Annotated in this window: 9 protein-coding genes and 2 pseudogenes; 3 read left to right on the top strand and 8 right to left on the bottom strand. The window is 35.3% G+C overall.

What is annotated here, in order from left to right:
• Positions 1-75 precede the first annotated feature (75 nt).
• The 5 genes and pseudogenes from V179_RS32590 to V179_RS0124585 form a co-directional block, all read right to left on the bottom strand.
• A pseudogene (locus V179_RS32590) lies at positions 76-420 on the bottom strand (4-hydroxythreonine-4-phosphate dehydrogenase PdxA); the annotation flags it as partial.
• 285 nt (positions 421-705) lie between these two features.
• Positions 706-2478, bottom strand: a complete 1773-nt coding sequence (locus tag V179_RS0124605; RefSeq protein WP_028393823.1) for a sigma-54-dependent Fis family transcriptional regulator — start codon at positions 2476-2478, stop codon at positions 706-708.
• Positions 2479-2750: 272 nt separating this feature from the next.
• On the bottom strand, positions 2751-3560 hold the full coding sequence (gene larE, locus V179_RS0124600) for an ATP-dependent sacrificial sulfur transferase LarE (protein ID WP_028393822.1): 810 nt from the start codon (positions 3558-3560) through the stop codon (positions 2751-2753).
• A 380-nt stretch (positions 3561-3940) separates the two neighbouring features.
• Positions 3941-5287 carry a gluconate:H+ symporter gene (locus V179_RS0124590; RefSeq protein WP_028393821.1) on the bottom strand — a complete coding sequence of 449 codons (1347 nt, stop codon included), beginning with the start codon at positions 5285-5287 and terminating at the stop codon, positions 3941-3943.
• A gap of 987 nt (positions 5288-6274) precedes the next feature.
• The gene (locus V179_RS0124585; protein WP_028393820.1) at positions 6275-7237 is read right to left on the bottom strand and encodes a helix-turn-helix transcriptional regulator; all 963 of its coding nucleotides are present in this window, start codon (positions 7235-7237) and stop codon (positions 6275-6277) included.
• A 109-nt stretch (positions 7238-7346) separates the two neighbouring features.
• Here V179_RS0124585 and V179_RS0124580 point away from each other — a divergent pair, with 109 nt between their 5' ends.
• The 3 genes from V179_RS0124580 to V179_RS0124570 all read left to right on the top strand — a co-directional run bounded on the left by V179_RS0124580 (position 7347) and on the right by V179_RS0124570 (position 9843).
• Positions 7347-7826 (top strand): GyrI-like domain-containing protein, encoded by a 480-nt coding sequence (locus V179_RS0124580; protein ID WP_028393819.1) that lies wholly within the window; start codon positions 7347-7349, stop codon positions 7824-7826.
• Between the two features lie 22 nt (positions 7827-7848).
• Positions 7849-8316, top strand: a complete 468-nt coding sequence (locus tag V179_RS0124575; protein ID WP_028393818.1) for a hypothetical protein — start codon at positions 7849-7851, stop codon at positions 8314-8316.
• A 993-nt stretch (positions 8317-9309) separates the two neighbouring features.
• Positions 9310-9843, top strand: coding sequence for an ECF transporter S component (locus V179_RS0124570; RefSeq protein ID WP_028393817.1), 534 nt, complete (start codon positions 9310-9312; stop codon positions 9841-9843).
• Between the two features lie 281 nt (positions 9844-10124).
• Here V179_RS0124570 and V179_RS0124565 read toward each other — a convergent pair whose 3' ends face one another.
• The 3 genes and pseudogenes from V179_RS0124565 to V179_RS30855 form a co-directional block, all read right to left on the bottom strand.
• Positions 10125-10544, bottom strand: coding sequence for a MarR family winged helix-turn-helix transcriptional regulator (locus V179_RS0124565; RefSeq protein WP_028393816.1), 420 nt, complete (start codon positions 10542-10544; stop codon positions 10125-10127).
• 76 nt (positions 10545-10620) lie between these two features.
• Positions 10621-11355: an SDR family NAD(P)-dependent oxidoreductase gene (locus tag V179_RS0124560; RefSeq protein WP_028393815.1), complete on the bottom strand. Its 735-nt coding sequence runs from the start codon at positions 11353-11355 to the stop codon at positions 10621-10623.
• 13 nt (positions 11356-11368) lie between these two features.
• Positions 11369-11461, bottom strand: a pseudogene (locus V179_RS30855) (SDR family oxidoreductase); the annotation flags it as partial.
• Between the last annotated feature and the right edge of the window lie 535 nt (positions 11462-11996).

Raw genomic sequence — 11996 nt, 5'->3', positions numbered from 1 at the left:
AATCGCTTCTTCGCTTCTTTTAACGATAACTCGTCCGCAATTTTTCCCTAGCGATATATTGCGCAGCAACCATGCAAAGTCACCACGTTTTACCCTAAAGAATAATGTATCTGCTAGAAGTGGTCCCTGTACATTACTACCAGAGCTTTTTCTAGGCTGGAATAACTCTTTCTTCCTCACCATTTCCAAAAAGTCCATTTTCCAACATGTGAATGAATTATTAGCACAAACTGCGATCAGAGGAGATTTAATTTCTGCTTTTGTAATATTTCGTGTGCAAGTTTAATAACTGAATATTTAACGCTCTACGTTAACTTTATTGTTTGCATCAATTAACCCAATATGAGTTGTCACATGAATAACTCTTAAGCTAGGAGCAGATAACATCATTGCGGAATCTTTCGTATTTGTTAATTCTGCACGCAATAATAGTTTGTATTGATTGCGTCTTTTTAATACGGATCATATCGTCTAGTCATTATTGCATGATACGTTTTCTATTTGTCTCTCATTCAATATCTGCAACACATAACTTAAACTGCTCCATACATGGTTTATTTTCAAACACTAAAACCGCTTACAGCAGTAATGATAAATCAAAACGTTGCATTAAGCAATTTTTTTTATTATTTTTCTATAAATAATTATTACGTTGCTATTTGCATTAGCTTATACTTCATTTTGTGCACAAAAAAACGCAAGCTGTTATTTTAGCTTGCGCCACAATGTAGATCGATTAATCCCTAAACGTTTTGCTGCTTTTGATTGATTTAACCCTTCCTCTTCAAGGACTTTAGTTATCACTTGTTTTTCGATTTCTTCTAGTGTGCCACTTATATCGATATGTCTTAACGTTTCATTGTTCTTCTCTTGCTGCTCTAATCGTTTAAAAACTGTTTCAACTTCTTCCTTCTCGATATAGTAGGAATGTGATTGTAAAAATAATTGTTCAATTACTTGTTTAAGTTGTTCTACATTTCCTGGCCAATCATAATTCATAATTTTCTCCAAAGCGTCCAGTCGAATTCCAACTACTCCATTTCCATATTTCGGATGTAATTCAGAAATAAATACATGAACTAAATCCTCAATATCTTTTCTACGTTCTCGAAGTGGAGGTATATGAATTTTTAATTGAGCCAATATACTATACAAATCACTATGAAACGTGCCATTTTTAACTTTTTCTTCAATATTATCCTCAGAAGAAACTAGCCATTGTAGCTTTTTATCATTTTCATTCTTGAGTATCTGATATAACTCCTTTTGCATATAAGAGTTCAATTTATCAATGTTTTGTAAGTAAATAACTCCATTGGCATATGTTCGAAAAAAATCACCGTTCATTAGATCTTTTAGTTGTTCTGCACTTAATAAGTCACAACGCAATGTGATAAATGGTTCATTCCTTGTTTTCCTTTTTAAATAAATGGAGTGGGCAACCAATTCTTTTCCATTTCCCTTTTCTCCTGAAATCCACACTGGTTCTTCACTTTTACTATATTGATCTATTTGCTTTAATACCTTCTGAATCAGTTCGCTTTTTCCTGAAATGGGGATATAAGAAGCCGATGTATGAAATTCTATCGCATTCAAGATCGCGTCCTGCCCCTGTAGAATAGCTTGATTAGGAAGATTTTTTTCAAAGTTCAATACGATAGCATCTTTTTTAGGATATGAAGTTACTTTCCAAAATGAATGATTGATGTGAACTATTTTTGTTTGCTTTTCACGTCTTAAGGCAGTTTCTTGTATTAACTTTTTTACATCTGTCGAATTCTCTAATTTCATCCAATGAAATTCTTTATTGAAGCGTTCATTCCCATAAATAATTTTTTCTTCCTTATTAATAACTCCGATTGCCTGTTCGTTACTATCAAGTATAGATTGAAATAAAGTAACATCCTGTTGAAGTCGCGAGAATAAGCGATATGACCTTCTCGTTTCTTCTAATGCATCAGTAATAGCTTCTTTTCCGGAAGTGATTAGAACGCCTGTCAGACCTAATTGCTTAGCAGTTTGAACCGTAACCACATCTCCAATTACCACTTCATAGCCTAGTTTTTTTAAATTCGCTAACTTTTCTTTAACATCGATATCATTTGTAATCGTTAATATTTTTATGTCTAAATCAAGAAGCTTACATATTGTCGCAGCGCCCTGTGTAATATTCGAGAATCCAACGATAGCAGCTTTTCCTGAAAATCCTTTTACAAGTGTTAATATGCGTAATACATCATAGCCAGACACTTGAATATCAATCACTGGTATAGATACAGCCTCCTGAATCATTGAAGCTGTACCACCACGACTGATAATGACATGATAGCCATTATTTTCAGCACCCTTTGCAATAGCAACTCCTTCATATAAATTACCTAATTCGATTTGTAATTGAATATCATCGACTTCTTGAGCGATCTCTTTCATCATTTCAAACAATCCCTCATAAGGGACAATTACCAATGCTTTAATCATTTTCCCCATCACCTTCTGTTGCAAAAAATCAACATAAATATTTCCTAGAAAAAATATATATAAAAAAACCCCTGTCAGGCTTAAGATAGAGAATTTCCCTATAGCTATTTACCTCAAAGGGATTTTATTATTTAGCTCTATTTCTGATCTACTCTTGTAGCAAGCACGCGATTTATGCTATAAAGCCAATCTAATCAACATGATTTGTTCTACACTCTTCCTATAAACCGTGTACAACCTCAGAGAACCTTGTCCGATTTTGTCTTTAACCTTTAGTCAAGACTTGTTGTTAGCACTTTGTTCATGCTGCCGCTTACATAGCCTTGAAGATCAAGGGTAACATATTTATATCCGAATCGTTGAAGGTTTTCCATGATATCTTTATGGTTTGTTAAAACTACCTGCATATCTTGAGGTTCAACTTCAATCCTAGCAATCTCTTGATGAGTTCGAACGCGCACTTGTCTAATCCCTAATCCTTTTATATAAGCTTCAGATTTTTCAACCTTTGTTAATTTTTCTTGCGTAATTTTTTCTCCATATGCAATTCGTGAAGATAGACATGCGAACGATGGTTTTTCCCAAGTAGGCAAATCTAATTGTTTTGAAAGTTCACGAATTTCTTCTTTATAAAGATTCGCCTCTTGCAGCGGGCCACGGACACCATGTTCTTTGGCTGCACGCACTCCAGGACGATGCTCACTCATATCATCAGCAATTAAACCGTATACAACGTTCTTAAATCCTTTTTCATGCATGATCGGAACGACTTGTTCGAACAATCCATTTTTACAGAAATAACAACGGTTCCGGTCATTTTCTGTGTAGCCCGGTATATTTAGTTCAGAGGTTTCAATAACTTGGTGTGTTGCACCAATCATTTTGGCTAGCTTCTTAGCTTCTTCTAATTCACTTGAAGGATACGTTTCGGAATCAGCCGTAACAGCCAAGACTTTTTCAACTCCTAAAACATCAACTGCAACTTTTAATAGCAACGTACTATCGACACCACCAGAAAAAGCCACAACAACATTTTCCATCTCTTTTAAGATTTCTTTCAGTCGTTCATACTTCTCATTCATCTTAACTCCACCTATTTCTATATTATTTAAACTATTTTTAATGTATGATTTGGTAAATTTATTGTTGCAAAATCAACCCTTTTTTATAAAGATTTGTTGTCAATTTGAAAAGGAATTTTGTACATTTTGCAACACTATTTGATTATAAGCGTTTTTTTTAACAAAGTAAAAGGAATTGTTAAAGCGATTTCAAGAGTTCAAATAGCAAAATCCCACAAGAAACAAAATAAAAAAATTGGCTTCATTTACTATACTACGGTACTAAAACTTTTCAGATTATCAAAAAAGGAGGCGGAATGAAATCATCCCCCCCCTTTATCAATCGGCTAAGCCACGGTAACAGCATTGCCTAATTACTTCAATTTAAATTGTCTTTTCGTTTAAATAAATATATCTAAAATTAAAGTACATGCCAAACCAGATAAAGCAACGATGGTAGAAAGTACAGTATAAGTACCGAATGCTTCTTTCAATGTCATCCCTAATGACTCTTTTACCATCCAGAAACCAGCATCATTAACATGTGACGCAATCGCACTACCAGCCCCAGTTGCAAGTGCAACTAGTTCCAAGTTAACATCAGGAACTGTAGCAAGAGATGGAAGAACTAATCCAGCAGTTGTTAAAGTAGCAACCGTTCCAGATCCTAAGCAGATTCGTAAGATTGCTGCAACAGTCCATGCAAAGAATACAGGTGACATAGCAGAACCTTCGAATAATTTAGCGACATAGTCACCTACGCCACCATCCATCAGTACTTGTTTTAAAGCACCGCCACCACCAATGATTAGAAGTAGCATCCCTAAAGAGTTAATTGCTGAAGTACAAGAATTCATCAACGTCTTAATTGACACATTTCTACGTAATCCCATTGTGTAAAGTGCAAACAATAATGAAAGCAGCATAGCAGTTGAAGAGTTACCAATAAAACGAATAACTTTTACAAAGAAGTTATCTCCAAATCCCATAGCCGGTTGAATCATATCAATAGCAGCACCTAAAGCCATTAAAATAACAGGAAATAATGCTGTAAACACACTAATACCGAATCCTGGTGTATCTTCTAATTTGAATGTTTTTTGAATCCCAAATGACTCACTGCCTTCTCTAGTAAACGCAGTCGGTACAATTTTTTTAGCAAGCTTAGGATACAAAATACCAGCTAAAATAACAGTTGGGATTGCAACAATGATTCCGTAAATTAATACTAATCCAATATTTGCACCATATTCTGCAGATACCGCTGTTGGACCTGGGTGCGGCGGTAAGAAAGCATGTGTACATAATGCTGCCGTGACCATTGGAAGACCTAGTTTAACAATTGAAACTTTCAATTCTTTTGCAATTGAGAAGATAATTGGAACTAGTAATACGATTGTTACTTCAAGAAATAGTGCAATACCTACAATAAATGAAGCAAATAAAACAGCCCATTGAATATTTTTTTCCCCAAATTTGTCAATTAACGTTGTAGCAATACGGTTAGCTCCACCTGCATCTGCAATTAACCTACCAAGCATTGCGCCCATTCCAAAGATTAATGCAATATGACCAAGTGTTCCTCCTAAACCGCTTTCAATAGATTTCATAACATCCGCCATAGGCATGCCCAGTGCTAATGCTACGATAACTGAAACAATGATTAATGAAACAAATGTGTTTAATTTAAAGCCCATAATTAAAATAAGTAATAAAAGTACCCCTATTGCTATAATTACTAATGGCATAATATCCTCCTGGTGTAAATTTTGTTAGTTTTTATTGATAAAAATGCTGCAATATTGTTTCTTTTACACATGATGATAAAGATATGTTCCGCTTAAAACGTTTCTGTACTTCTCCCAAATGACTAAAATAGTTCCTCTTTTATATTAACTCCCTTACCACACTTGCAAGTGCTTACAATAAAAGGTAGAAATATAAAGAATTAAGACGAAAAATTCTTTTCTCAACTATTCTTAGTTTGTACAAAAATAATCCATTTATTATGGACATTTTCTATGGAATTCTGACTTCTTCTTAGCGAAAGCATGTCCTTGATCATGGTAAAGGGATAATAATGCATCATATTTTACATTTAATGATTAGAAACATACAGAATCTGCTGAAACTGTTGGTTATCGCATCACCTTGTGAACGTAAATATTTTATACTCTTAGAATAATCTTGTCAAGTGGACAAATCGGCTTGTAATCGTTTATTTTTTCAACTATTATCATAAATTCATTACCAATCATGTGTTGTATTTTATTTCACTTCATTTTTACGATAGGAATGGTGCTTGGCTCTATTTTTCTTTTTCTATTCCATTTTGATTAATTTTTAGGCATTCTATACATTTAATATAGTAGTTGTACAATTAGAAACATATTCATATAAAGTGAAACGCTTAGGTGGACAACACTCTTGACCCAACATGGATGATACTAATATGTTTGATTTAGCAGCAAAATAGGCGAAAAAAAGAATAAAGTGCCCCAAAAACCTCATTTAGATACGGTTCACCCTAACGCATCTAAATGAGGTTTAACATATTATTATTATTAAAATGAATTTACTAGAAATTCAATACAGAACAATACTGATAAAAATGCTATTACCCTTTAAAGGTATTTCCAACATTCAGAAACCTTTATCTTTTCTGGGTATGCGAAAATAAGAGGGAACTGGGAACTGGCCAAACTCAAAATTATTTAGGTTTTAACTGGCACTGCTCATGGGAAGAATAAGCATAATCTCTCTTGTAAACCTTCTAAGACTTCTTCTGGCACTTCCCTGACCTTGATATCCCCACCTAGGAAGAGTAGCCAATTTGTTATTTCGGTCAATTCTTCGGGATTATTAACATTGATAAAAGTCTTTAGAATGGCTGTGGTTTGGTAAGGATTCGTATAGGAAATTGAAACTTTTAAAGGATGGTATTTTTTGAACTGGGCAATCGCCTTTGGACCAAGTTCAAGGACAAGGTTAATTACTTCTTCCTGCTTACTTAGTTTTTCTAAAATCTGTTTCTTATTTAATCTTTTTTTCGTAGGGTATGGTTTGACATTGGTGAGATTATCGACAGGGAAAATCTGCCTCTTTTCATCCTTTAAGACAAAGCCTTCAATTAGCCAAAGGCCTTTTTCATGATAAAGGTGCAAGAGATAAATTGAATAAGACCTTATTACCTTCTCTTCTTTGATGGTAATCAATAAATAGCTATCCAAAAGAAGGATTTGGATGAGTTTTTCTAACATAGGATGGGGTAGGTCTGATAAATCAAGTAGGTCGGGATTATTGGGGTTGGTACCTTCAAAAAGCAAGATTTGATTTAAAAGAACAAGGTCATCTTGCTGGTTTTCTGAGATAAGGCCAAGTAATTTTTCAGCTAAAGACTGACGACTCTTTAGATAAGGGAGTTGTTTATTTCTTGTGGCCATGAAAGCAATAAAAAGAGCTTTAATCTCATTATCGGTAAATCGAACAGTAGGTAGGACAGAATTGCTCATGACAAAATAACCCCCATCCCTTCCAACTTCAGCGACAAGTGGCATACCCATGACTTCAATTTCTCTGATATCTCTAATTGCTGTCGAACGAGAGATGTTAAATTCTCGCATGATTTCGGAAATAGTAAAGTGGGCGCGGTTGTTGATATACCGCATGATGATATTAATCCGTTCAACTTTTTTCATCGGGACCTCCTAAACAGTATCATTTTTTGACATGATTTAAGGCTATTATAAACTCATCAAGTGAAAAGAAAAACCATTTGATTAATTTAAAAAGAGGAAGGTTTTGAATATGGCAGATTATATTCTAGAAGAAAAAGACAGCTTTACCGTTTTAGGTATTGGAACTGAGCTTAAGAGTGATTACACAGACTTTGCTGGCATAACCAAGGAAAAGGCAGACTTTTGGCAAGCCATCAGTCAAGATGGAAGGCTTGATACTTTAAAAGACCTAGCCACCAATGACTACATTTTTGCTGTGAACGAAGCGGTGAATAACAAGATGATGCATTATGCTGGAGTCATGACAGAGGAATCGATACCAGAAGCAACGAGAATGATCCAATTTCCTAAAGGGGAATACCTAGTAATTAAAGGGGAAGGAAAGACAGCTGATGAGTTGAGTAATAAGCTTGCCGGCATTGCTTTTGGACAAGTCTTGCCAGAAGCAAAGAATTTTGCCTATGTTGGTGGGCCCAATGCAGCGGTTGAGATGGAGCAGCGAAACGGCTTAGTATTTGGTGAAATGTGGATTCCTGTTGTTAGGAAATAAAGAGAAAAAAGGAGGAGTGAAATTGTCCTATATCGTTGATTTTAAAAATGTGTCTACTGTTGGTTTAGAGTCTTCACCTGTTGCAGAAGCGCTTGCTGGTTTACGTGCTAATGAGGCCCGTTACTTTATGAACAAATACAAGCATGAATTTACGGTTGTACCAGCTAACGAAAGTGGGGAGACCCTTGATTATGTGAACCGAATTTTGAAAGAAGAACGTGATATTGAATTTGCGGCCAAACCTTTAGAAACGTCACGTTTTCAAGTGGAAAATATCAAATTTGCCTACGTTTTTTATGAGGATGGTCTTGCAATCAACGTCATGTATACGGTTGATGACCCTAAGCCAAAGCGGGCCGTTGGTTTTAAGCTTTCTGAGGGGATGGAGGTACCAAAAGAATTAGAAGGGAAGTTTAAGTTTGCTAGGCAGAAGTCTAAACTTGCTGGAACAATTCGGGGCTCGTTTTTTGTAATTAAAGGAGAATATTAAAGTAAGCAAAAATGACAAGTGGAGGAATTCAGTCATTTTCTGTATATGATCATTCTTTTTCTTCATTTGGATAAGAAAATCCTGATTGAGCAAAAACAACCATCCATTCAACATATGTTCATCTAGGCATTCAAATAACAAAACAGCACCTCTCCATCAAAAAGAGGGTGCTGTTACTTTTTTCGTAAAAATATCATTTACTTATGATACGGTTCACCGTGATATAGCTAAATGCATTTTTTATTTGATTGATTTTGAAGAAACACCTTAAAAGGATACAACTCTACATATCACTTTTTAAGGTCTTTTTTGCTGCATCATGTGTCTAAATCATTTCATTGATTTAACATTTAATTTTTATATTTTTCTATCCAGTGAAACTTCAATTAGTAGTGATTATCTTCATCCCCCACTGATTGTTCATCCCGTTCTACTATCGCTAAAGCAACACTACGAACTAAGGTTCAATGAATCACAGACTAAGTACGCCACTCCCTTTAGTCTTTCGTCTGTGTGACCAACATCTTGTGAGCGCAAACTTTACTACCTATGCGTAACTCTCGGTAAGTTCAACTGTATCTCCAATCAGGCTCTCACGGGTAGTTCCCCCCACCTACGCTTTTTCTGTTCCTCTAAGCCTTGAGGTGGGGGCGTTATGTCAGTTAATGCGGATTAAACTGACACCTTAGTTTTAGGCTAAATTGACACTTTTAAATATACCAATCCTTTGCTAAGGTTATCAGTAAATGCGAATACAGCCGCTTGTACAAGTTGGGACCGGGTTCGCTGATTATTTCTAGTTCTCGATAATGGTTTCTATGGTGAAGGATTCATATGATTTATCAGAATGTTCTTTCTATAGTAGAAACCCATTTGTACTATCATAAAGGTACTCCTGTTGAAGATGTATGCGATTTAGGTTCAAAGGAAACGACAACCTGACGCTACTATTCCTTGATACCTATATAGAAAAAATAAGGAAGGTTTATGAACATGCAAAAAACAACAAGTTATTCAAACACACGCACTTTTGATTTAATTCTAACATCCATGTTAATTGCACTCGTATTCGTTGCCACAGTCTTGTTAAATATCAAACTACCGATCACGGCAAATGGAGGTTTAGTTCATCTTGGAACAGCTATGCTATTTATCGCATCCATCTTATTTGGGCCTAAAAAAGGCGCCATCGCTGGTGCGGTTGGGATGGGGTTATTTGACTTAATCTCCGGTTGGACATTGTGGGCACCGTTCACCATTTTAACTCGCGGATTACAAGGGTATCTAGTTGGGAAAATTGCCTGGTCGAATGGCCGCAACGGAAGAAGTATTGGTTTCAATCTATTCGCTACAATCATTTCGGTTCCTTTTATGTTAGCGGGTTATTATATTTGTGAAAGGGTGATTTTTGGTAGTTGGATTGTACCAGCGGCCTCAATTCCCGGAAACATCATTCAAAATGTTGTAGGGATCTGTGTAGCCATTCCAGTTTGTGCTGTATTGAAAAAAATTCCACTTTTTAAATAGCTATTATTTAAAGATGCGCATAAACACAACTAGTTTCTTATAAACATTATTTTACATTACAAAAAAAGGAGAACGCTTTGTCTATCAAGCATTCTCCTTTTTTTGTTTTCATTAAACCTCAGATTTATATGCCCCCATATATTTACTTATGATACGCCGTGATAAATCTAAATGAGTTTTTTATATTTGGATTTCCATATATTCTTACTATTATCCAAAGTCAGATTTCAATATCTGTTTATTCAAGGAAAAAATCAGCAATAATGCACCGGTTTATTCATTTATATAAAATTATTTAGTTTCTCATAAATGCTTAATAAATGTTGTCTTTCCTCCTCTGTTAACTTTTCGAATAGATTTCTACGCAGTGTATTTCCTTCTTCGTGAGCTTTATTGATCATATCGATTCCCTTGTCAGTAATCGCTAAGTATATAATTCTACGATCGTCATCATCAATAAGTCGAACAGCTAATTTTTTTTGTACGAGTTTTTCAGATAAGTGAGTTAGAGAAGGAGGGGTCAAGCCTAAAGCTCTTGCGATATCTGATGGGCGACTTTTTCCGTTCCTCTTTAAGTGGCTGAGAACAAGAATATGAGAGATACCTAGGCTTTCTTTGAACATTTTATTCCACTGAATAATTAAATTGTTCGTGACCTGGTCCATGGAATGAATTAGTTCAAAAATTGTTTGCTCTTTCATGTATTTATATCCCTGCTTTCTATAATAGTAATTGCCCCCTAAAGACAATAGGGGGCCCTCACAGTATATTAATATTCTATTGAGCAGAAAACCCTCCGTCAATAACTAATTCTGAACCAGTGATGTAAGATGATTCATCTGATGCTAAGAACAATGCAGCATTTGCAATATCTTCAGGTTTACCTAAACGTTGCAGAGGAGTTGCTTGAATTAAACTCCCAAGAAGCTCTTTTGATGTGCTTAGAGATTGAGTCATCGGTGTTTCAATAATACCAGGGAAAAGAGTATTTACACGTACTCCCTGACGGCCAAAGGTCGTTGCGGCTGCTTTAGATAGCGCACGAACTGCCCCTTTTGATGCAGAATAATGATTAAAGCCTTGGCCGATCTGAGCAGTATAAGAAGAAATATTAATAATTGAACCTTCCTTTTGAGCTGCCATATATGGAGCAACATATTTAATACCAGCAAATGGACCATAACCATTAATAGATAACATCTTTTGCCAATCATCCAAATCAATATCTTGGTATGGTTTTTCTGATGAAATCCCAGCGTTGTTTACAAGAATATCAATTTTCCCGAAGCGATCGCTCACTTCCTTGGCTAATACTTCCCAATCCTCATCTAAAGCAACATTTAATTTCATTCCATATACATTTTCTTTTTGGCTTACATGTTCGAATGCTGCCTCGTTAATATCTGCAGCGATAACGATAGCACCTTCTTGACTGAAAAGATCAACCATACGTTCACCTATACCTGAAGCTCCACCAGTAATAATTGCAACCTTATTATCTAAGCGTCCCATTGTGTTTTCCTCCCTAACGTAATTTATTTGTTCCACCATCAACCATAATTGTTTGACCAGTAATATAATCCGAATCACTGCTTGCTATGAAGACAGCTGTTCTACCTTTACCAGAAGCACTACCTGTTACAATCCTAACGTTCCCTTGTATTCTCATTTACATTACTTTTTTTGTATATATTTAGACATCTAAATATTTAACATCTAAATAATAACATGCCGATTTATCGGATGCAACAAAAGTGAATTTTGAGTACAAAAATAAACACATGATATTTCTCTTTAAAAGTACGTGAAAGAGAGACAATTGGTAAACCGGCCAGCACATCCATCTTCATTGGAGTTGTCTTCTAACTCCTATTAAATTCTGTTCCTTAATCAAAATTCTTCCCCTTGTCACTCATTACCGTTCCTCCCTATAGGTATTTATTATGTAAAAACCTTACATTATTTCGTACCCAAGTAAGAGTTAGAGCAAACGGGATTTCGCAGACATTTCCTAAGTACTGCCCACATCCCTAAATTGTTTATCATTATTAAAAAAAGAATAGTGACCATAAATCGGTCACTATTCTTTATATAAATTACTTTTTCTACGATTCCGTTTTAACTTTTTAAACCTCATTTAGATTAGTTACGGT

The organism is Bacillus cihuensis (assembly GCF_000504145.1).
Classification (GTDB): Bacteria; Bacillota; Bacilli; order Bacillales; family DSM-1321; genus Peribacillus; species Peribacillus huizhouensis.
This window is presented reverse-complemented; position numbering and strand designations above follow the sequence as displayed.

What these genes read in the sequence shown, in the direction of transcription:
- V179_RS0124605 (WP_028393823.1), bottom strand. Translation starts at nt 2,478, where the DNA reads ATGATTAAAGCATTGGTAATTGTCCCTTATGAGGGATTGTTTGAAATG.
- larE (WP_028393822.1), bottom strand. Translation starts at nt 3,560, where the DNA reads ATGAATGAGAAGTATGAACGACTGAAAGAAATCTTAAAAGAGATGGAA.
- V179_RS0124590 (WP_028393821.1), bottom strand. Translation starts at nt 5,287, where the DNA reads ATGCCATTAGTAATTATAGCAATAGGGGTACTTTTATTACTTATTTTA.
- V179_RS0124585 (WP_028393820.1), bottom strand. Translation starts at nt 7,237, where the DNA reads ATGAAAAAAGTTGAACGGATTAATATCATCATGCGGTATATCAACAAC.
- V179_RS0124580 (WP_028393819.1), top strand. Translation starts at nt 7,347, where the DNA reads ATGGCAGATTATATTCTAGAAGAAAAAGACAGCTTTACCGTTTTAGGT.
- V179_RS0124570 (WP_028393817.1), top strand. Translation starts at nt 9,310, where the DNA reads ATGCAAAAAACAACAAGTTATTCAAACACACGCACTTTTGATTTAATT.
- V179_RS0124565 (WP_028393816.1), bottom strand. Translation starts at nt 10,544, where the DNA reads ATGAAAGAGCAAACAATTTTTGAACTAATTCATTCCATGGACCAGGTC.
- V179_RS0124560 (WP_028393815.1), bottom strand. Translation starts at nt 11,355, where the DNA reads ATGGGACGCTTAGATAATAAGGTTGCAATTATTACTGGTGGAGCTTCA.